Here is a 21,185-nt window from a genome sequence, read left to right on the forward strand (position 1 = left end):
CGGATGATGACGACCTATTTGGATCGATATGCCCCGCTACAAACTCATCATCGAATATGACGGCGGTCCCTTCAGCGGCTGGCAGATCCAGGACAACGGATCGACCGTGCAGGGCGCGCTGGAAACCGCGGTTAAGGCGATCTGCGGCGAACAGGTGCGCGTCCACGGCGCCGGGCGAACCGACGCCGGCGTGCACGCGCTGGGCCAGATCGCCCATTGCGATATCGAAAAACCGTTTCCGCCGGGACGCTTGCGCGACGGGCTGAACGCCCATCTGCGGCCGCATCCGATCGGCGTGCTCAGCGCCGAGATCGTCGCCGATGATTTCGAGGCGCGGTTCTCCGCCACCAAGCGGCATTACCGCTACCGCATCACCAACCATCGCGCCAACCTCGCGCTCGATATCGGGAAAACCTGGCGAGTGCCGCGGCATCTCGACACCGACGCGATGCACGCCGCCGCGCAGCGGCTGCTCGGCAGGCATGATTTCACGACGTTTCGCGATACCGAGTGCCAGGCGAAATCGCCGGAGAAGACGCTCGACCAGCTCGACGTCATCAGGGACGGCGATGCGGTCTCTATTCTGACCTCGGCGCGCTCGTTCCTGCACAGCCAGGTGCGCTCGATGGTGGGCTCGCTGGTCTGGGTCGGTGAAGGCCGCTGGAGCGCCGTCGATCTTGCCGCCGCCCTCGCTGCCCGCAACCGCGCCGCCTGCGGCCCCGTCGCGCCGCCGGACGGGCTATATCTGGTACGTGTAGATTACTAGGACCCCCCACCGATACTTTGCATGGGGTTGTTTTCGCGATTTTTTGTCTGGCCTTTCTTGTACATTATGGCGAGCGCACCCAATGGCATTCTGTATGTCGGGGTGACGAGCGACCTTGTTCGACGAATCTATGAACACAGAAATGGATTAATAGCTGGCTTTACGAAGAGATATTCGGTCAAGCGCCTCGTCTACTTCGAGTATCACGATGAAATCCAAGCCGCGATCCAGCGTGAACACAACATCAAGCATTGGTCGCGCAAATGGAAAGTACGGCGCGTAGCGCCGGGTGAGGGGGTACAGGTCTCTCCACGAATCGTTCCGGTTGAGAGAGCCCCTCACCCCAGCCCTCTCCCCGCAAGCGCGGGGCGAGGGAGCAGAAACACGTCAAGCAAAATACCGATCCAGTATTCCGCGATAGACCTTTGTCAGCTTCTCCAGATCCGACACCGGCGTGCGCTCGTCGACCTGGTGCATGGTCTGGCCGACCAGGCCGAACTCGATCACCGGGCAATAGCGCGAGATGAAGCGGGCGTCCGAGGTGCCGCCGGAGGTCGACAATTCCGGCTTGCGTCCCGTCACCTCTTCGATCGCGCTGACGGCCAGGTCGGTGAAGGCGCCGGGCTTTGTCACGAACACGTTGGAGTTCGACGGCTCCCACACGATGCGCGCGCGGATGCGGTTGCCGGTGGCCTTTACCAACCGCTCCTCGACCAGCGCCCGCAATGTCTCCTGCGTGTGGTTGTCGTTGAAGCGGATGTTGAATTTCGCGCGCGCCTGCGCCGGGATCACGTTGCTTGCGGTGTTGCCGACATCAACGGAGGTGAATTCGAGATTGGACGCTTGAAATTGCGCGCTGCCGTGGTCGAGCGGCTCGTCGCTCAGTGCCACGATCAGCCGCGAAATATCCGGCACCGGGTTGGCCGCGCGATGCGGATAGGCGACATGGCCCTGCACGCCGTCGACGAACAGCGTGCCGGATTGCGAACCGCGGCGGCCGATCTTGATGCAATCCCCGAGCACCTCGACATTGCTGGGCTCGCCGAGCACGCAATGGTCGAATTTCTCGCCGCGCTCGGCGCACCATTTCAGCAGCTTGATGGTGCCGTTGACGGAAATGTCTTCCTCGTCGCCGGTGATCAGGAACGAGATCGAACCTTTTGGCTTGCCGTCATGGTCGGCGAGATATTGCAGCACGGCCGCGACGCTGCAGGCGATGCCGCCCTTCATGTCGACCGCGCCGCGGCCATAGAGGTAGCCATCCCTGACGTCGCCGGAGAACGCGCCGTGGCTCCATGCGGCCTCATCGCCGGCCGGCACCACGTCGGTATGGCCCGCGAAGGTGATATGCGGGGTGCTGTCGCCGATGCGGGCGTAGAGGTTGTCGATGTCCGATGTGCCGGGCTCGCTGAACGTCACGCGATGCACCTCGAAGCCGGCAGCCTTCAGAATGCTTTCGAGAACGCCGAGCGCGCCGGCATCGGCAGGGGTGACGGAGGGGCAGCGGACGAGGTCGCGGGTAATGGAAACGGCGTCATTCATACCCCCGCTTAACACGCTATACCGGCGGCGGGCCAGCCTTGTGCGGCACCATTTCGATCTCGCTCTGCTGGTCCCAGGGCGGCCGCGTATCGATCGGCACCAGCGGGTCGGCGCCGAACCGGTTGGGCCCCGTGGTGCCCTTGAGGAAAAACAGTTCGATGAAACCCCAGACACGGAAAACGAACGAGACGAGCCCGACAAACATCATGGGATAGGAATCGCCGAGCCGATCCGCGAATTGGTCGAACAGACCGGGGAAGACGAAAAACAGCATCATCCACCAGGCGCTCTTGTTGCGGTCATGCAGCCGCTTGATTGCGATGGCCAGATCAATCCACAGGAACAGGGGTGTTCCGATCGCCTTGATGACGGCCTGACCGAGACTGGCTGCCGACAGCGAACGATATGATTCGGGATCGAGCAGGCTGAAGATGTCATCGATGTTGATGCTGATCGATTTGGGACCGTCGAACAATTTGGTGAGGTTCATGGCCAGTATGCCCAGCAGCATCATCAGGCAAAGGACGATTGGCACCGCCAGCCATAAATTGGCGCGGTTGAGGCGGCCCTCAAATCTGAACAGGTACCAGACGTAATCCATGCGCATAACTCCGGGCTTATCAGCCAGGTATCAGCTGCGTGCGACCGGGCCGGCACGCTGCAGCAGGAAATCCGGAACGTTGAATGACTGCGCGTGCGAAACGACAGGAGATTTGCCAGGGTTGCGCGTCGGATCTTCCCCGAACCGGTTGCGCCCATCGGTTCCGATCACGAAGAACAGCTCGATGACAATCAAGGTCTGCAGAAAGGAGAGGGCCACAGCACCCATCACGAGCAGCATCTGCCGCGCGGCGGAAACATCAACGCCGAAATAGAGGCCGAAGAAGAGCGCGTAATAGGCGTAGGAAAGCGGGTTAACGACAAGAACCGCAATCGCCCACCAGCCGCTCCGGTCGCGGTCGTGAAGCCGCCTGCCCGTTGTGGCTGTATTGATCCAGAGCAGCGCGATGACGGCGCCGGCCTGCAAAATCTCCCATTGCTGGAATGGCGATTTCAGCCAAAGCACGAGCCAGAAAGTCAGGAGCGCGAGCTGGATAGCGAGGTACCTGGCGCGGTTGATGCGGCCATTAAAGCTGAACAGTAAACGGGCGGCGTCCATCGCAAGCCTCCGGACGGCGGAAAACGCCGCGGTTCCGGAACATTGGTCGCGGCCCAGCTATTTTGGTTCGATTCGGCCTATTTTGGTTCGACCCCGCACCGCCAGCAGCCCGGCCAATGCCACAAGCGCAAAGCCGGCGCCGGCGAAGAACGTGGCTTCCGGCCCCGCACGATCCCACAGCGCCCCGGCCATGACGCTGGCCGCCAGCATCGCAAGACCGCCCAGCAGGTTGAAGAATCCAAAGGCCGTGCCGCGCAGTTCGGGTGGCGCGGTATCCGCCACCAGCGTCGCCAGCAGCCCCTGGGTCATTCCCATGTGCAGGCCCCACAGCACGACGCCGAGCGCGACCCCGGTGAGCGAAGGCAGCAAAGCGAGCGCGATATCGGCGGCGATCAGCACCACGATGCCAAAAGCCAGAACGTTGACGCGATTGATGCGGTCCGACAGGACGCCGGCCGGGTAGGCGGCGAGCGCGTAGACCACGTTCATCAGCACCAGCACCACGGGCACCAGCGTGAGCGGCACGCCAGCGCCGTGCGCGCGCAGGATCAGGAAGGCCTCGCTGAAACGTGCCAGCGTGAATACCGTCGCGATCGCCACCACCCACCAATAAGCCGCGCCGAGATTCCTGATTTCGGAAAGGCTGATCGGGTTGCGCACCTTGCGTAGGCCTGCGGGGCGATCCGGCTCGCGCACCGCAAAAATGATCAAGGCCAGGGACAGAAAGCCGGGGACGACCGCGAACCAGAACACGGCCTTGAAATTGTCCGCGGTCAGCCACATCAGGCCGATCGCCAGCAAGGGACCGGCGAAGGCTCCCACGGTGTCGAGCGACTGGCGCAGGCCGAAGCTTGCTCCCCGCAGATGCGCCGGCGCAAGATCCGCCACCAGCGCGTCGCGTGGCGCGCCCCGGATGCCCTTTCCGACCCGATCGATGAAGCGCGCCGCGACCAGCCAGCCGACCGTCGGTGCCAGCGGAAACATCGGCCTGGTCAGCGCCGCGAGGCCGTAGCCAAGCGCAGCGAGCCATTTGCGCCTGCCGAGCCAATCGGAAAGCGCGCCAGAAAAGATCTTGGTGATCGACGCGGTCGCTTCCGCAATGCCCTCGATCACGCCCACGGTGACCATCGACGTGCCGAGCACGGTGACAAGATAGATCGGCAGCAGCGCATGGACCATCTCCGACGAGATGTCCATCAGCATCGAGACGAAGCCCAGCGCCCACACCCCGCCGGGAATGTCGCGAAGCGAATGGGCAGGGCGCGTGCGTGCCTCGGGCATCTGCCGAGACTCAGCCCGCTAGCCTAGTCCCGCAGCAGTTCGTTAATGCTGGTCTTGGCCCGGGTGCGCTCGTCAACGCGCTTGACGATCACGGCGCAGGCGGTGGACGGGCCGGGCTGGCCGTTCTTCAGCGGGCGCGCCGGCAGGTTGCCGGGCACGACAACGGCATATTCCGGGACCTCGCCGATGAAGGTTTCGCCGGTATCGCGGTCGACGATCTTGGTCGAAGCGCCGAGGAACACGCCCATCGAGAGCACCGCGCCCTTGCGCACGATCACGCCTTCGGCGACTTCCGAGCGCGCGCCGATGAAGCAGTCATCCTCGATGATCACAGGCTCGGCCTGCAGCGGTTCCAGCACGCCGCCGATGCCGACGCCGCCGGAAATGTGCACGCGCTTGCCGATCTGCGCACAGGAGCCGACCGTGGACCAGGTGTCGATCATGGTGGCTTCATCGACATAGGCGCCGAGATTGACGAAGGACGGCATCAGCACGACGTTGCGGGCGATGAAGGCCGAGCGGCGCACGATCGCGCCGGGCACCGCGCGGAATCCGGCATCGCGGAAACGGTTCTCGCCCCAGCCTTCGAACTTCGATGGCACCTTGTCCCACCACGACGCCTTGCCGGGGCCGCCGGGGATGGCGCCCATGTCGTTGAGGCGGAACGACAGCAGCACCGCCTTCTTCAGCCATTGATTGACCTTCCACTTGCCGTCAGTCGCGCGCTCGGCGACGCGCACCTCGCCCTTGTCGAGCAACTCGAGCGAATGATCGACGGCCTCGCGAACTTCACCTTTGGTCGATGTCGAGATGCCGTCGCGGGCATCGAACGCGGTGTTGACGGTGGATTCCAGCGCGGACAGGGACATCGGGATTTCCTCAGGACAATCGGTCCAATTGTAACGTGAATCGGGAGGCTTTTTCGGGATTTGCCGGGGGAGAGTCAAGGCTTGCTCTCTTGTCGTCCCCGCGAAGGCGGGGACCCAGTATTCCAGAGAAGCCCGCGATTGAGCCGAGAGGCCGCGGCGTACTGGATACCCCGCTTTCGCGGGGTATGACGGCTGGTGTGAGCGGCGCGAGCGCGCCCTTAGTCCCGCGGCAGCCCCTGCAAAAACCCCGTCAAATCGTCGGTGACATGATCGACATAGGCGGCGTCGCGGCCTTCCAGTTCCCAGTCCTCGCGCACCACTTCCTTGGCCCCGTCCGGCACCACCAGCACCGTCGTCATGCCGAGTTCGTGCGGCACCACGAGGTTGCGGGCGAGATCCTCGAACATCGCGGATTTTTTGGGATCGACGCCGTGCAGCCTGAGGAATTTCCGGTAGGTCTGCGGCGCCGGCTTCGGCTCCAGTTCGGCGGCGATGATGTCGAACACCGCCTCGAAATGCTCGCCGATGCCAAGCCGCGCCAGCACCGCGCCGGCATGGTCGGTCGAGCCGTTGGTCAGGATCAGCTTGCGTCCCGGCAGCTTGGCGATCGCCGATCCCATCGCCGGGTTCGGCTCCAGCGGCGAATGATCGATCTTGTGCACATAGGCGAGGTAGTCGTCGGCGTGCACGCCGTGCTCGGTCATCATGCCGCGCATGCTGGTGCCGTAGCGGCGGTAATAATCCTTCTGCAGCACCCGTGCTTCCGCCGCGGATATCTTCAAGTAAGCGCTGATGAACTCGCCGATCCGGGCGTCGACCTGCTGCCACAGATTGACGTGATGCGGGTACAGCGTGTTGTCGAGGTCGAACACCCAGGTATCGATGTGCGTGAAGGCGCGGGGGGAATTGGTTTTCATTGCTGTCTCACCCCGTCGTCCCTGCGAACGCGGGGACCCATACCGCGGAATCTCTCTCTGGGGCAATTCGGCAGATGCCTTGCCTCAAGCCGGCGCTGGTGGTTATGGGTCCCTGCGTTCGCAGGGACGACGATCAAGCGGGGCTGCATCATGGCATTGCAAACCGCAGTGTCTTGCCGCCGCCCGACATGTCGACGGCGGCAAAGCCGATCGGGCTCAGGCCGCGGCTGCCGCAATCGCCCTGTTCGTTGATCTCGAATTTGCTCTCGCGCGTGCAGAGTTCTTTGGTGCCGCCCCAGTTCAGCGGCTTGTCCTTGAGCTTGACCGTGCGGTTCTCGCCATCGACGGCTTCGGCGAAACTGAACACCTGCCTGGGCTGACCGATCACGTCGGGGTGCAGGCATTTGCCGGGATCAATCCGGTACCAGCCGCGGCTCGTCACTATCTTGCCGTCGTCGGTGGCGACCGCGGCCATGATCCTGTGCGGCGTGTCGTTGCACCAGGTGAGCCCCGTCGCGGACGGCGACTGCACCGCGTCGATCATGGCGGTGAAGAAGTTCGGCGACTGCACGATGTCGGCGGCGAGCCCGCGATTTTTCAGGAACGCGCTCAGGGCTGCCTGCGTCTTCGGGCCGTCGACCCCGTCGATCGGGGCGGCGTCATAGCCCGCGATTACCAGCAGCCGCTGGATGCCGGCAAGGCGCGCCTGCTCGTCGTCATATTCGCTGCCCTCGGCGAGATAGGCGACCAGATTGCCATCGTCGGTTCGCGTCGGCGTGATCTGGGTGAATGGCGCCGGCGTCTGTCCGGCGCGGCACTGGCGTGCCGCGGCGATGACGAAATTCTGCGGCGCGATGCACAGCGTGTCGTTGCCGCTCTGCGGGATCGGCGAGGCGCCATAGACGCCAAGCGCGCGTGCGTTCAGCAGGATGCGGTCGGCGGTCAGCGCACCCTGCAGCACCACGCGGCATGCGGCGGGATCGATACGAAACCAGCCGCGCGTGGCGGTCGCCGATTTCTCGTCGATGCCGATCGCGGCCTCGACCACATAACTCATGCGGTTGCAGAGTTTGAGATCGGTCAGCGCCGGCAACGACGAGACGAACAGCGAGACCGCGGCCGCCGGCAGCGCCAGCACCGTGCGCCTCCCGTACCGCCGCATTCTGGCGCGGAAGCGGCGCGTGAACTTCGCAGGCGGGGAGATCGCGCTTGTCACTTGTGAATCAGCGTACCCGTGCCTTGATTGGTGAACAATTCGAGCAGCACGGCGTGCTGTGTCTTGCCGTCGATGATGACGACGCCCTGCACGCCCTGTTCGAGCGCGTAGATGCAGGTCTCGACCTTCGGAATCATGCCGCCGGAAATCGTGCCGTCGGCGATCAGCTTGCGCGCATCCTTCACCGACAGTTCCGGAATCAGCTTTTTGGACTTGTCGAGCACGCCGGGCACGTCGGTCAACAGCAGCAGGCGCTTTGCCTTCAGTGCGCCGGCGACCGCGCCGGCAAAGGTGTCGGCGTTGACGTTCAGTGTCTGCCCGTCATGCGAGGTCGCCAGCGGCGCCAGCACCGGGATCAGCTCGTAGCCGATCAGCTGGTTCAACAAGGTCAAATCCACCTTGTCGGGATCGCCGACGAAACCGAGGTCAACAGCCTTTTCGATGTTGGAATCCGGATCGACCATGGTGCGGGTCGTCTTCGACGCCTTCACCATGTTGCCGTCCTTGCCGCTGAGGCCGACGGCCTTGCCGCCGGCTTCGTTGATGTAGCTGACCAATTGCTTGTTGACGGAGCCGGCCAGCACCATTTCGACGATCTCGATGGTCGCGGCATCGGTGATGCGCAAGCCGGCCGCGAATTCGGACTGGATGCCGAGCCGCTTCAGCATGGTCGCGATCTGCGGCCCGCCGCCATGCACGACCACCGGATTGATCGCGGTCTGCTCCAAGAGCACGATGTCGCGGGCAAAAGCCTTGGCCAGATCCTCGGCGCCCATGGCATGGCCGCCATATTTAATGACGATGGTTTCCTCGTCATATTGCTGCATGTGCGGCAGCGCCTCGGACAGGATGCGGGCCTGATCGAGCGGGCTGATATTTGGCGAGTCGGTCATGAAGCGGCTCTCATCGTTCCCTGAGGTCGGGCCGGGTTCTAGCTGATTGGCGGGCAGGGCGCAAAGCCCTCACAAGGGGAGAAAGAAACTAGCGCTTCATCCGCGTCTCGGCCAGGCCGCTGCCACAGCCACAGCCAGCCAACTCAGAATCAACAACGTCCCACCTGCGGGTGCGGCCATCGGAAACAACCCTTGTCCGGCATATTGCCGCAGCGTCAGGTCGCCGGCGAACAGGCCAGCGGCGACGACGAAGCCGAAGCCGGCCACGATGCCGATGCGGGCGTGGATGAGGCCACGTTCGGCCAAGGCCACGGCGGCGAGAACGGCGGTGGCATGAAACAGCAGCATCGATGACGCCGAGGCCAGCCGCGATGCATCGGCCTGATGCGCGGAGGCCGCCGCCAGCATGACGCCGTCGGCGCCCATGATTGCGGCGAGCACGATCAGGATGCGACAGGCGCGTGACATCAACTGCGCTCGCCGAGCAGACGCACCATCGCGGCGCGCAATTCCGGCATGCCGGTGCCGCTCCGCGATGAGGTCACCAGCACGTCGGGAAACGCGGCGGGATGCTTGGCGAGCGCGGCGGCGGTTTCTTCGATGTGCTTTTCCAGTTCGGCGGCCTTCACCTGATCGGCCTTGGTCAGCACCACCTGATAGCTGACGGCGGACTTGTCGAGCGTCTTCAACACGTCGCGGTCGACGTCCTTGATGCCGTGGCGGGCGTCGATCAGCACATAGACCCGCGCCAGGGTGGCGCGTCCCTGCAGGAATTGATGGATCAGCTTGGTCCATGACGCGACCTTGGCCTTCGGCGCCGAGGCGTAGCCATAGCCGGGCATATCGACCAGCCGCAGGCCGGCATTCTCAGGGCCTTCGAAGAAGATCAGTTCCTGGGTGCGACCGGGTGTGTGCGAGGTGCGCGCCAGCGCGTTGCGGCCGGTCAGCGCATTGATCAGGCTCGATTTGCCGACATTGGAGCGGCCGGCGAACGCCACCTCCATGCTGGCCATCGGCGGCAGGGTTTCGATCGAGGGCGAGGCCCAGACGAACTGCCATTCGCCGGCGAACAGTTTTCGCCCTTCCTCGATCAGCTTCGCATCAGGTTCGTCGGTCATGCGAAGGCTTTCTATTTCAGTTCCTCATGGTGAGGAGGCGCTCTTCGCGCCGTCTCGAACCATGAGGCCCGTAGCCCATCCTTCGAGACGCGCGCAAGGGCGCGCTCCTCAGGATGAGGGTGTACCGTTCAGCTCTTCTGCTCGGCCTTCTTGACGAACGTCGCCTTGAGATTGTCGAACAACTCCACCTTCACGCCGTTCTTGCGCATGATGAAGCCCTGCTGCAGCACCGACAGCAGGTTGTTCCAGGCCCAGTAGATCACCAGACCCGCCGGGAAGCCTGCCAGCATGAAGGTGAAGATCAGCGGCATCCAGTCGAAGATCATCTTCTGGGTCGGATCCGGCGGCGTCGGGTTGAGCTTCATCTGGATCCACATCGTGATGCCCATGATGATCGGCCAGACGCCGAGCATCAGATAGGGGCCGACATGCGGTCCGAGCACCATGGGATCGAACGGAATTAGTCCGAACAGGTTGAAGATCGTGGTCGGATCGGGCGCCGAGAGGTCCTTGATCCAGCCGTAAAATGGCGCATGGCGCATTTCGATGGTGACGAACAGAACCTTGTAGAGCGAGAAGAACACCGGGATCTGCAACAGGACGGGAAGACAACCGGCGATCGGGTTGATCTTCTCCTTCTTGTAGATCTCCATCATCTCCTGTTGCTGCTTCTGGCGGTCGTCGGGGTAACGCTCCTTCAGCGCGGCGAGCTGCGGCTGCACCGATTTCATCTTCGCCATCGAGGCATAGGATTTGTTGGCGAGCGGGAAGAACAAGAGCTTCACCAGTACCGTCACCAGCAGGATCGAGACGCCGAAATTGCCGACCAGGTGGAAGAAGTAATCGAGCGCCAGGAACATCGGCTTGGTGATGAAGTAGAACCAGCCCCAGTCGATCAACAGGTCGAAATGGTTGAGCTCGAGCTGTTTGTTGTAGCCGCCATGGCCGGCGAGGGGAAAGTTGATGCCGACGACGTTGGCTTCCTTGGCGCCGGCGAACAGCCGGGCGTTGGTGCTGCCGGTGCCGCCGATTGCGACGGTCTGCGGGTCCTGCAGGTAATCGGTCTGATAACGAACCTTGGCGCCCGGCTCGGCGAGGAAGCGAGCCTTGAGGCGCGCCGACGTGTCAGGCAATAGCGCCGCAGCCCAGTACTTGTCGGTGATGCCGAGCCAGCCGTTGGTGACATTGAACTCGAAGCCTCGGCCGCCACTGCCCAGAATTGGCGCCTCTGCGACGGATTTGTAGCCGTGTTCCTGCAGGCCCTTGTCGCCGAGATAGCCGATCAGGCCTTCATGCAGGATGTAGTAGCCCGAGACTTCCGGCGTGCCGTGACGAGAGATGAGGGCGAACGGATAGAGCGTGACCGGCGCGGTGCCGACATTGGTGACGTCGTCCTTGACGCTGAACAGATAGCGATCGTCGATCGAAATGGTGCGGCGGAAGGTGAGGCCTTCGCCATTGTCGTATTTCAGCGTCACCGGGTGGGTCGGTGACAGCGCGCCGGAGCCTTCCTGCTGCCACACCGTATCGCGGTCGGGAAGCCGCGCCGTCGAACCTGCAGCCCCGACCCAGCCAAACTCGGCATAATAGGGATGGGCGGTGCCCGACGGGGAGAACAGCACGATCGCGGGCGATTTGGGGTCGACGGTGTCGCGGTATTGCACCAGCGCGAGATCGTCGATGCGGGCGCCCTTCAGCGCGATGCTGCCCGTTACCCGCGGCGTCTCGATCTTGATGCGCGGGCTGGCGGCAATCGCGGTATCGCGACCGACGATCGCGGCCGGCTGGTTGGCGGCGGGGGCCGTCGGCGTCGTGCCGGGCTGCGGGGCGGCGCCGCCGGCGGGCGCCTGCGGCGAGGGCTTGGCGAGTTCGGCCTGGGTCTGGCTCTGCACGCGCTGCTTTTCCATCTGCGGCGCGTTGTAGAAATATTGCCAGGCGATCAGCACCAGGCCGGACAGAATGACGGCGAGGATGGTGTTGCGATTATCGGTCATCGTTTCAAGGTCTCGTCATTCAATTTGGGTGCCGGCTCGCGCCGTTGTCTCTTGGACGCGTTTGGTCTCTTGGACGGATCTGCCTGACGCGAACCGGTCGCTGCTTCGTTCGGAAACGCTTTGGTCGCTTTTGCCGGCTGCCGGTCGAGGCGAAGCAGCGCCTGGCGAAGATCGTCGAGCATGGTCGTAAAATCGCGATGCAGCGCCGCGCGCCGCCCGACTAGCACATAATCATGGTGCGGTCGCATCGGTATGACGTCCAGCCGCTTCACCAGTTCGCGAAGCCTGCGCCGGATACGGTTGCGCTCCGTAGCGGTACCGTTCTTTTTGGTAACAGTAAAACCGATTCGGATCGGGCCATCATCGTCGCGGGGGCGTCCCTGCACCACGAAGGCGGCGCTGTTGGCCCGCGCGCCATTGGCAACGGCGAGGAAGTCCGCCCGCTGCCTTAGCCGATCCATAATAAGGTCTCCGGAGACGTCCGGCTCAGGCGCTCAGACGCTTGCGGCCGCGCGCACGGCGCGCAGCGAGAACCTTGCGGCCGCCGGTCGTGGCGAGACGGGCGCGGAAGCCGTGACGGCGCTTGCGCACCAGTTTGCTGGGTTGATAAGTCCGCTTCACGGGTAGTTCTCCGCTAACCTGGCAATCTGCCGCTGAATTGCGATTTGCCGCTGAATTGAAGGTAAGTCCGGTCATGCTGGCCGGCCCAAAATGGGCCATTTACGGCCCCAAGTGAGCCGCCCCCGGTCAGACCGGGCCATAGCGGACAATTGCGCGGCTTATACGGGAGCGTCCTGTTTTCGTCAATGTTGCGCGGTGCCGCAATCGGGGTTCTTTGATTTGGCGCAATTGGGGCGGATATTCCTGTTTTCGTGGGGTTTTTGGGGGCGAGAAAGCGAATCGCCCCTGACATCGGAACCGGCCAACATTAGCGATCGGTAATTTGACCGGTCCGAGGACGGAACGCATCCTCGCAAATCAGCGTGCGGGTTGGCAATGACGCCGGTCTTCAAGAATCCGGTCTTGCGCGCAAAACGAGATATCAGGGCGAATATTCGTGTCAGCGACCGACGACCAGCCGACTATTGAAGCGCCGCGACCGACGCCGCCGCGCCGGCTCGGCCTGTCCGGCAAGCTGCTGCTGCTGACCATTCCCCTCGTCATGATCGCCGGCCTGATGATGTACGTGCCGACGATCGCGAACTTCCGGATCAACCGGCTGAACGACCGCCTCGCGGCGGCCAATACCGCGGCACTGGTGCTGGATGCTGCACCCTCCGGCATGGTCCCGGATTCGCTGGCGCGGCAGATCCTCAAGAGCGTCGGCGCCCGCGCGGTCGCGATCAAGATGGGTCAGCAACGGCGGCTGCTCGCCAGCGCCGACTTGCCGACGGCGATCGACCACGACATCGACATGCGAACCATGACCGTGTGGTCGGCGATCGTCGATTCCTTCGATACCATGCTGGAGACCGGCAACCACACCATCCGCCTGGTGGGGCCGGCGCCGGGCGGCGCGCAATTCATCGAAGTCGTGTTCGACGAGAAGCCGCTACGGCAGGCGATGTACCGCTTCTCCCGCAATGTGCTGCTGGTGTCGCTCGGCATCGCGATGCTGACCGCGGGCCTCGTCTACCTCGCGCTGCATTATCTGTTCGTGCGGCCGATGCGGCGGCTGACGGCGAGCCTGGTCGGTTTCCACGAGAACCCGGAAAGCGCGGCGAGCATCATCGTGCCGAGTCAGCGCGGCGATGAGATCGGGGTAGCCGAGCGCGAATTGTCCGACATGCAGCGCGACCTGGTCTCGATGCTGCATCAGAAGAGCCGGCTCGCCGCACTCGGCCTGGCGGTTTCCAAGATCAACCATGATCTGCGCAATCTGCTGGCATCTTCGCAATTGTTGTCGGACCAGCTCGCCAGCGTGCCCGATCCGCGGGTGCAGCGCTTTGCGCCAAAACTGATGCGCTCGCTGGAGCGCGCCATCGATTTCTGCCAGTCGACCCTCTCTTACGGCCGCGCGCAGGAGGCGGCGCCCGACCGCCGCATGATCCTGATCGAGCCCGTGGTGGCCGAAGTGCGCGAATCCGCAGGCATTGCCGCCGACGCCTCGATCGCCTGGGTCAGCGCGATCGAGCGCGGGCTCGCCGTCGATGCCGATCCCGATCAGCTGTTCCGCGTGCTGCTCAATCTGGTGCGCAACGCCGCGCAGGCGCTGGAAAGCCGGCCGAAGGGCGACGCGGCGGCTTTGCAGATTCGCATCACCGGCCGCCGCGAAGGCTCGGTCGCGATCATCGAGGTTTCCGACACCGGTCCGGGCGTGCCGGCGCGGGCGCGCGAGCATCTGTTCGAGGCGTTCCAGACCTCCGGCCGGACCGGCGGCAGCGGGCTCGGCCTCACCATCGCTGCTGAACTGGTTCGCGCCCATGGCGGCGACATCCATCTGGTCGAAGGCACCATCGGCGCCACCTTCCGGATCTCGATTCCCGACCGCCCGGTGGAACTGCAAACCGTCCGCAACGAGCGGGCACGGGCGTAAATCACGCTGTTTACTGCGTTTTGTGGCCGATCGGGCCGGTTTGCCCAGCCAAATCGCTTGTGCCAGAACCCGCGTTCCGGCGCTTGCCAATCCGGGCCGGAGCGGGTAGCTAAAGCGCACTTCGCGACGTTTCCGATTTACTCTCGGATGCATCGGGGCGACTAGCCCACGATGGCCCTAGCGAAAAACGCGCCCGTAGCTCAGCTGGATAGAGCACCAGACTACGAATCTGGGGGTCAGGAGTTCGAATCTCTTCGGGCGCGCCACTTCGGTACAAAACTGGGCACTCCAAAACCTGCCGATTTTGCGCTGGACGCCGCGACAAGCGTGCGCAGGAGCACGCTTTTCGATCCCATGATGCGAACCTCTTTCGCGTCCACCTCGATGCGCTGGGCCAGGGCGCGGAGATGGTCACGGCGGTAGCCGCCGGATTCGGTCCGCATGCGCCTGCGCGCTTGGCTGGCGAAGGTTTTGAGCGCTTGGGGTGTGATGCTCGGTCCAGCCCGATCGAGAGCACCCTCGGCCCGCTCTGCGTCAGCGCGGGCCTGGTCGCGGATGGCCTTCAGCTCGGTCACGCGCTCCTTGAGCATCGGATCGGAGACGTCGGCGATTCCATTTTCGATCGCATCGTACAGCCGCTTGAGTTTGGCGCCCGCTTCGGCTGCACGCTTGCGCAATTCGGTGATGTGCGTTGCGCGGCCCTTGGTGCGTTCCTCGCGGCGATCGAGGACACGCGACAGGATTTGCTCGAGACGCTTGGGCTGCAATAGACGCTGCTCAATGTGAGCTGCGACGACGCTGTCGAGCTTTTCCATCGGAATGGTGCGGCCCTTGCAACCGGTCTCGCCTTGGCGAGCTTTGGTGCAGCACGTGTAGTACCGGTATCTCCCGCTCTTCCCGGTCCTGAGCGTCATTGCTCCGCCGCAGGCAGCGCAAAAGCAGATGCCGGTAAGGAGGGTCGGCCCGCTCACGACACGTGGTGCGGTCATTGCAGGGCTGCGTCCTTTTAGCAGCACCTGCACGGTCTCGAACTCTGCAGCATCGATGATCGGCGGCACTGCCATCTCGACCACGTCCGTCTCAGGCTTTCGTTCGCGTGTTTTCCAATATTTGGTGTTGAAGCGGTGCCGGCCGACATACGTCGTTCGTGTCAGCACCTTGTGCACGGCGTCGACGCCCCAGCGTCCGCCGTCGCGCGTTCGGATGCCGGATGCATTCAGATGCGTGGCGATCGATTTGACGCCCATCGCGCCCGATGAGCCGTTTCCCTCGCGCGCCAGCCGGAAGATCAGCCGCACGGTTTCGGCCTGGATCGGATCAATCTCCAATGTCTTCTTGGTGCGGTGGCCGCGCTGCTCGGCGGCTTCCACGATGCGGTAACCAATCGGCGGCAGCGCGCCGTTCCAGAAGCCTTGCCGTGCATTCTCCTTCATCGCCCGCAGCGTATGCTTGGCGTTCTCCTTGGACTGATATTCGTCGAACAGCGCCATGATCTGGCGGATCATGTTGCTCATCGGATCGTCGCCGAGCTCTTGCGTGATCGACACCAGACGCACGCCGCTCTTGGCGAGCCGGCGGACGTAGAACTCAAGCTGGAACTGGTCGCGGAAGAAGCGGCTGAAGCTGTGGACCAGGATCACCTCGAACGCCGGCGGCTTGACCGTCGCCGCGTCGATCATGCGCTGGAACTCCGGCCGCCGATCGTCGGTCGCAGACGCGCCCGGCTCGACATAGTCGGAGACAATCTCCCACCCACGCGATGCGCAATAGCCCTTCGCCTGGCGGCGCTGATCCGGGATGGAGAGATCGCTATCGGCTTGCCGTCCCGTCGAGACCCGCAGGTAGAGAGCCGCCCGAACCGTTGCAGCCATGGTGATGTCCCCTCAGTCCTTTCCAAACAACTCGTCGAACAGATCACCGAACCAAGCTTCGAATACATCGATCTCCGTTTCGGTCACCGGCACGTCCTTCGGCCAATCATCCGTCACCGCCCATGTCATCGAAGCGCGCTTTGCTCGTCGTCGACCACGACGCGCGGGCGCACGCGCATAGTCGTAGAGATCGTCAAGTGGGGCGCGATCCGGCGGACGCCGTAGCTGCGATTTGTGAGGGGGAGCCATGGCGCCACTGTGGCAGGCCTGGCCGATCCACAGAATGGCCGAAGTCCACGCCAAGTCACGCTGCAGCCCCGCGAACTCGCACTTTCTCTGCAGCATGAGCGCGATCGCGCAGTGCAGGCCATGAACGCATGGAAGCAAAAGAGCCGGGCCAACGGCGCACCGTTGGTCCGGCAGCGGCCTCCCATGCGTTCCTGGCCGGACATCCCGCCGAGCACGCGCAACAAGACGCCATGCTGCGAACGATGGCGCTCGGAACGTTGATTTTGAATGCTTTCTCGGTTCGAGCGGCACCAGGCCACTTCATGCGGTGCCGCTGCAGTGCCATCCAAATCAATGTGCAGACAAACACTTACCACCCCCGACGGCCCCGAGCGACATCGTCGCTTTTATCTTGCCGTCCTAATCGGGCGAGATCTGCGCCCCAGTTCTCGGTCGGGTGATGTCGGGTATTGTCGATAGCGGACGAGAAGGCGGACTCGGCAATATCGACGCGAATGACCCGAGGCGGACATTGCGGCGGTAGAACTTGAAGGGGTAGCATTGGAGAAGATTTAGGCGCGGGGCGCATGTCAATCGAAAAGCCCGAATATCGAAAAAAGGAGGAGGCAGCCGAGGTCAGCGAAGGCGTGCTGTACGCGAGCCTGCTGTCAACGAGACGAAGGCGTGGGGAGCGACTTATGTCTGACAAATATGCCGTGGTCGGCAATCCGATCGACCACACGAAATCGCCGCTGATCCATCTCAGCTTCGCTAAAGAGACCGGGCAGAATATCGACTACGCCGCGATTGAGGCTCCTATCGGCGGCTTCAGCGAAGTGGTGGACAAGTTTCGGCGCGAAGGCGGCTTAGGCCTCAACATCACCGCGCCGTTCAAGCTGGACGCGTTCGCGTATTGCACCGATCTTAAGGAGCGCGCCCGGCTCGCTGGTGCCGTCAACGCGATGAAGTTCGAGGTAGATCGGGTGACCGGAGAGAACTTCGACGGCGTCGGCCTTACCAACGATATCACACGCAATCTCGGCCGCTTGATGAAGGGGCGCCGGGTGGCGCTGCTCGGCGCGGGTGGCGCAGCACGCGGCGTTGTGTTGCCGTTCCTCGAGCAGGGGCCGACGGAGCTGGTCATAGTAAACCGCACCGTAACTAAGGCGGAAGAGCTTGGCCGTCAGTTTAAGCAATATGGGCCGATTACTGCCATCGGCTATTCGGCCCTCGCCGACAAAAAACTTGGCCGGTTCGATCTAGTCGTGAATGCAACCTCTGCCAGCCTGCGCGGCGAGCTTCCGCCGATAAGCCCAGAGGTCTTTGGCGACGATTGCCTTGCCTATGAGTTGCTATACGGAAAGGGTCTTACGCCATTCCTCCGGCTGGCGCGGAACGCCGGCGTGAAGCGGCTTGCGGACGGAGTCGGTATGCTGGTCGAGCAGGCGGCGGAGGCGTTTGTGTGGTGGCGTGGCCTCCGTCCTGACACCGGGACCACAATCAAAAAACTTACCGTGCCGCTCGAATAGTCCAATCAGAGAAACTTCGGACCCGATCCAAAAATCGTCAGCCGATGTTGGTCGGCTGCGCGCCCCCACGCTCCGCATGACGCTTCTAAAACGGCATTCCGCGGCGAGGCAAAAGCCCCTTGGTGACCCGACGCGACGGATTGCAGAACCTGCGAGTCACGGACGCAATCGTCCAAGCGGCGAAAATCGGACTGACGGGCATAGGTTAATCAATTGTCGGCTCGTCATTGATGTCGCTTATTGGCCCATCGCGCCGTTCCTGGGATTGATCGAAATGGCCGCAGCCGAAGGGTAACCGGACCACCGGCGAGATCGGGCGGACAGCCGCCCATGAGGCGTAGCGCAAGATCGCAGGCCATCGGTGGTCATCCGGCCGGATCGCTTAAGCGGCCGTTGCATCATAGCGCCACGGCGAAGCAATAGTGCCCATCTTCATCGGCCGTGGCGCGCCACTTTACGATATTTCGCGATATCGTTGACGATCGGTGCAAAAAGGACGCCTCAAGCCGCCGAAAGCCGCAGCTGAGGCCGCATCGAGGATGTCAGCGGGCGAAGCCCGTGGCGGCGCGGGAGACCGGTCTGATGTGGGCAAACATGCTGCGGGCGTTCCAGGTTGGAAAGGCTCTTATGAGCGACAGATCGCCGTCGAGTTGGATGCGGTCCTCGCGGGTGGCTTGGGCCCAAGTGAGCTGGCCAGCGTGCCATTTTACGAAGGCTTCGGCTTCCGCAGTGATGTAGAGGTCCTCGTCGAGGCCAGGGTTCGTCTTGCAGATCTCGGTGTCTCCGAGTTCGATGAGTAGCCAATAGCGCTCACGGCGCGGGCGGCCGGTGAAGTCGAAACGGATGACGATGCGTCGATCCGGGAGGCGGTCTCGGCGGAGCGCGTTGCACATCGACCAAAGGGCCACAAAGGGGTCGAGGTTCGCGGGGGCGATCTCGAGCCAACGCGCACCCCACTCGCCGAGCGACTGGCAGACCTTGAAGAGATCGTGGCCCGCGGACGTGAGCTCGTAGTGGTGCCCACGCCCGTCGGGCTTGAATGCCGACTCGACGACACCGACCCGTTCGAGCTGCTTGAGCCGCTGTGAGAGCAGGGTACGAGAGAGTCCGGGCGCGCCCTCCAGGATCTCACCAAAGCTTCCGCAGCCAAGGTGCAGATTGCGGATGATCAGCGGTGTCCAGCGCTCGGCGAAGATCTCGGCGCCACGGGCGATGGGGCAATATTGGCCATACGTCCTCATGGCGCCAGTCTCCCACAACCCCCCTCGGCTTTGAAGTCCAGATTCTTGACTATACGGCCGCGGTCCGCAGTGGTCCGATGTGGGCCTCTCGAAGAGAGGAGGACACCATGACGACACCAATGCCCGCGGAATTCAACCACCGGAGCAAAGAGCCAACCGTCGTGGAGATCGACGGGTTCCGAGGACGGCTAATCAGTGCCAACCACGCCGACTACGACAGCGCCCGTGCAGTCTGGAACGGCGCCATTGACCGGCGCCCGCACCTAATCGCCCGATGCATCGGGACCGTCGACGTGATCGCGGCCGTGCGTTTCGCCCGCGACCACGATCTGGAGATCGCCATGCGGGGCGGAGGTCACAACGTGGCGGGCACCGCCGTTTGCGACGGCGGTGTGGTAATCGACCTCTCGGCGATGCGGGGCGTACGAGTCGATCCCACCGCCCGCAGGGCCTGGGTGCAGGCTGGCGCACTGTGGGGTGACGTTGATCACGAGACGCAGGCGCACGGTCTGGCCACCACCGGCGGAATCGTGAGCCACACCGGAGTCGCCGGACTCACCCTCGGCGGCGGCGTCGGCTGGCTGATGCGCAAGCACGGCCTGACGGTCGACAACCTGTTCGCCGTAGACGTCGTAACGGCCGGCGGCGAGCTGCTGCGGGCCTCCAGGGACGAGCACCTCGACCTGTTCTGGGCGTTGCAAGGCGGCGGCGGCAACTTCGGCGTGGTCACCTCGTTCGAGTTCCGCCTCCACCCCATCGGGCCGACCGTCCTCGCCGGACCCATCCTCTGGGACGCGACGGACGCCGGGGAAGTCCTTCGCTTCTACCGCGACTTCATTCGCGACGCTCCCGACGAACTCGGCACGGTCGTGCGGTTCGGCGCCGCGCCGCCGCTCCCGGTCATCCCCGAGAATCTGCACTGGCGCCCGGTGGTGATGGTTGGTACCTGCTACGCCGGGCCGATCGAGGACGGTGAGCAGGTGCTGCGCCCGCTCCGCGCATGCAGGACTCCCCTCCTCGACCTCGTCGGGCCTGCGTCATACGTGGGATTCCAGAGCGCGCTCGACTCGACCGTGGTGCACGGTTGGAACTACTACTGGAAGTCCACCCACCTCCCCGAGCTCCGCGACAATCTCATCGACGTGATCGCCGAGCACGCCTTCTCCTGCTCGTCGCCGCGGTCGTATGCGGCGATGTTCCATTTGAAGGGGGCCGTGAGCCGAGTGGCCGAGGGCGGGACCGCGTTCGGGAACCGGCAGGCGTCGCACGCAATCACCCTCGACGCTGTGTGGCGTCCCGGAGAGGACTTCGGCGACCGGGACACTGCCTGGACAAGGGGGTTCTTCTCTGCCCTTGGCCCCTTCCGCCAAGGCGTCTACGTGAACTTCCTGGGCGGCGACGAAGACCCCAACCGAGTCCGCGAGGCGTACGGCGATTCCGTCTACGACCGGCTGGTTGACGTGAAGACCAAGTACGACCCGGACAACGTCTTCCACCACAATCAAAATATCCGTCCCGATGCCGGCACGCGCATGAGCGGGGCCTCCAGGGCGCGTCGTCACTGACGCACAGATGCCGCAGCGCGCCGCAGAATTGTTGAGAGCGCTCGCCAGGGTGGATTTCGGAAGGCGGCGGCGTCGCCGAGCATGCGTACACAGCGTGGGGAGGCTTGGTAAATGAGCGTCCCCACGCGATCCTTGCACACTTAGATTGCTGCGCTTGCTCACGGCAGGTCGTGGCCCAGCGCGCCGTTCCCGGAATTGATCGAAATGGCCGCCATCGAAGGGTGACCGGACCACTCGTGGAATCGGGAAGACAGCCGCCAATAGGCTTAGCACAAGATTGCAGTCCGTCGTTGGTTATCCTGCCGGATCGCTTGGCCCGCCACGGCATCATAGCGCCACAGCGAAACAATAGTGCCCATCTTCATCGGCCGTGGCGCGCCATTTTGCCACCGCACTGAACAAACTGCGAAAATGTCGGTGGGTTTCCGCCATGGCCAAGGCATCAACTTAATGCCGCGGT

General features: G+C 63.5%; 20 protein-coding genes, 1 tRNA gene and 1 pseudogene. 6 read left to right on the forward strand and 16 right to left on the reverse strand.

What is annotated here, in order from left to right:
• The first annotated feature begins 28 nt into the window (after positions 1 to 28).
• Together truA and ACSQ84_RS23215 are read left to right on the forward strand one after the other, a co-directional pair.
• On the forward strand, positions 29 to 766 hold the full coding sequence (gene truA / locus ACSQ84_RS23210) for a tRNA pseudouridine(38-40) synthase TruA (protein ID WP_436214020.1): 738 nt from the start codon (positions 29 to 31) through the stop codon (positions 764 to 766).
• Between the two features lie 21 nt (positions 767 to 787).
• Positions 788 to 1,048 (forward strand): annotated as a pseudogene (locus ACSQ84_RS23215) (GIY-YIG nuclease family protein); the annotation flags it as partial.
• 105 nt (positions 1,049 to 1,153) lie between these two features.
• Here ACSQ84_RS23215 and dapE read toward each other — a convergent pair.
• The 13 genes from dapE to rpmH all read right to left on the reverse strand — a co-directional run bounded on the left by dapE (position 1,154) and on the right by rpmH (position 12,376).
• Entirely contained in the window at positions 1,154 to 2,308 is a 1,155-nt protein-coding gene (gene dapE / locus ACSQ84_RS23220; RefSeq protein ID WP_436214021.1) for a succinyl-diaminopimelate desuccinylase, read from the reverse strand.
• Between the two features lie 16 nt (positions 2,309 to 2,324).
• Positions 2,325 to 2,909 (reverse strand): DUF805 domain-containing protein, encoded by a 585-nt coding sequence (locus ACSQ84_RS23225; protein WP_436214022.1) that lies wholly within the window; start codon positions 2,907 to 2,909, stop codon positions 2,325 to 2,327.
• Between the two features lie 30 nt (positions 2,910 to 2,939).
• A complete protein-coding gene (locus tag ACSQ84_RS23230) occupies positions 2,940 to 3,467 on the reverse strand; it encodes a DUF805 domain-containing protein (protein WP_436214023.1) in 528 nt (175 codons plus the stop codon).
• A gap of 57 nt (positions 3,468 to 3,524) precedes the next feature.
• Positions 3,525 to 4,748, reverse strand: a complete 1,224-nt coding sequence (locus ACSQ84_RS23235) for an MFS transporter (protein WP_436214024.1) — start codon at positions 4,746 to 4,748, stop codon at positions 3,525 to 3,527.
• A 23-nt stretch (positions 4,749 to 4,771) separates the two neighbouring features.
• Complete coding sequence (gene dapD, locus ACSQ84_RS23240; RefSeq protein ID WP_436214025.1) at positions 4,772 to 5,617, reverse strand: 2,3,4,5-tetrahydropyridine-2,6-dicarboxylate N-succinyltransferase; 846 nt, start codon at positions 5,615 to 5,617, stop codon at positions 4,772 to 4,774.
• 218 nt (positions 5,618 to 5,835) lie between these two features.
• On the reverse strand, positions 5,836 to 6,534 hold the full coding sequence (locus ACSQ84_RS23245; protein ID WP_436214026.1) for a pyrimidine 5'-nucleotidase: 699 nt from the start codon (positions 6,532 to 6,534) through the stop codon (positions 5,836 to 5,838).
• Positions 6,535 to 6,682: 148 nt separating this feature from the next.
• On the reverse strand, positions 6,683 to 7,669 hold the full coding sequence (locus ACSQ84_RS23250; RefSeq protein ID WP_436214100.1) for a DUF1036 domain-containing protein: 987 nt from the start codon (positions 7,667 to 7,669) through the stop codon (positions 6,683 to 6,685).
• Positions 7,670 to 7,746: 77 nt separating this feature from the next.
• On the reverse strand, positions 7,747 to 8,643 hold the full coding sequence (gene argB / locus ACSQ84_RS23255; protein ID WP_436214027.1) for an acetylglutamate kinase: 897 nt from the start codon (positions 8,641 to 8,643) through the stop codon (positions 7,747 to 7,749).
• Between the two features lie 96 nt (positions 8,644 to 8,739).
• Entirely contained in the window at positions 8,740 to 9,111 is a 372-nt protein-coding gene (locus tag ACSQ84_RS23260) for a DUF423 domain-containing protein (protein ID WP_436214028.1), read from the reverse strand.
• Positions 9,111 to 9,761, reverse strand: coding sequence for a ribosome biogenesis GTP-binding protein YihA/YsxC (yihA, locus tag ACSQ84_RS23265; RefSeq protein ID WP_436214029.1), 651 nt, complete (start codon positions 9,759 to 9,761; stop codon positions 9,111 to 9,113). Before yihA ends, ACSQ84_RS23260 begins: the two co-directional genes overlap by 1 nt.
• Positions 9,762 to 9,889: 128 nt before the next feature.
• Positions 9,890 to 11,755 (reverse strand): membrane protein insertase YidC, encoded by a 1,866-nt coding sequence (gene yidC / locus ACSQ84_RS23270; RefSeq protein WP_436214030.1) that lies wholly within the window; start codon positions 11,753 to 11,755, stop codon positions 9,890 to 9,892.
• A complete protein-coding gene (rnpA, locus tag ACSQ84_RS23275) occupies positions 11,752 to 12,216 on the reverse strand; it encodes a ribonuclease P protein component (protein WP_436214031.1) in 465 nt (154 codons plus the stop codon). Before rnpA ends, yidC begins: the two co-directional genes overlap by 4 nt.
• A 25-nt stretch (positions 12,217 to 12,241) precedes the next feature.
• The gene (gene rpmH / locus ACSQ84_RS23280; protein ID WP_006609582.1) at positions 12,242 to 12,376 is read right to left on the reverse strand and encodes a 50S ribosomal protein L34; all 135 of its coding nucleotides are present in this window, start codon (positions 12,374 to 12,376) and stop codon (positions 12,242 to 12,244) included.
• A 436-nt stretch (positions 12,377 to 12,812) separates the two neighbouring features.
• On the opposite strand from rpmH, the gene ACSQ84_RS23285 reads away from it, so the two are divergent.
• The gene (locus ACSQ84_RS23285) at positions 12,813 to 14,291 is read left to right on the forward strand and encodes an ATP-binding protein (RefSeq protein ID WP_436214032.1); all 1,479 of its coding nucleotides are present in this window, start codon (positions 12,813 to 12,815) and stop codon (positions 14,289 to 14,291) included.
• A gap of 189 nt (positions 14,292 to 14,480) precedes the next feature.
• Positions 14,481 to 14,557, forward strand: a tRNA-Arg gene (locus ACSQ84_RS23290).
• Here ACSQ84_RS23290 and ACSQ84_RS23295 read toward each other — a convergent pair.
• Positions 14,528 to 16,162: a recombinase family protein gene (locus ACSQ84_RS23295; protein WP_436214033.1), complete on the reverse strand. Its 1,635-nt coding sequence runs from the start codon at positions 16,160 to 16,162 to the stop codon at positions 14,528 to 14,530. The two genes, ACSQ84_RS23290 and ACSQ84_RS23295, sit on opposite strands and share 30 nt — an antisense overlap.
• Positions 16,163 to 16,174: 12 nt before the next feature.
• Complete coding sequence (locus tag ACSQ84_RS23300) at positions 16,175 to 16,507, reverse strand: hypothetical protein (protein WP_154071322.1); 333 nt, start codon at positions 16,505 to 16,507, stop codon at positions 16,175 to 16,177.
• Positions 16,508 to 16,977: 470 nt separating this feature from the next.
• Between ACSQ84_RS23300 and aroE the strand changes: the two genes are divergently transcribed.
• A complete protein-coding gene (gene aroE / locus ACSQ84_RS23305) occupies positions 16,978 to 17,919 on the forward strand; it encodes a shikimate dehydrogenase (RefSeq protein WP_436214034.1) in 942 nt (313 codons plus the stop codon).
• Between the two features lie 542 nt (positions 17,920 to 18,461).
• Here aroE and ACSQ84_RS23310 read toward each other — a convergent pair.
• Positions 18,462 to 19,160, reverse strand: coding sequence for a winged helix-turn-helix transcriptional regulator (locus tag ACSQ84_RS23310; protein ID WP_436214035.1), 699 nt, complete (start codon positions 19,158 to 19,160; stop codon positions 18,462 to 18,464).
• Between the two features lie 107 nt (positions 19,161 to 19,267).
• On the opposite strand from ACSQ84_RS23310, the gene ACSQ84_RS23315 reads away from it, so the two are divergent.
• Positions 19,268 to 20,725 carry an FAD-binding oxidoreductase gene (locus ACSQ84_RS23315; RefSeq protein WP_436214036.1) on the forward strand — a complete coding sequence of 486 codons (1,458 nt, stop codon included), beginning with the start codon at positions 19,268 to 19,270 and terminating at the stop codon, positions 20,723 to 20,725.
• Positions 20,726 to 21,185 lie beyond the last annotated feature (460 nt).

Source organism: Bradyrhizobium sp. LjRoot220 (assembly GCF_964252915.1).
Taxonomy (GTDB): Bacteria; Pseudomonadota; Alphaproteobacteria; order Rhizobiales; family Xanthobacteraceae; genus Bradyrhizobium.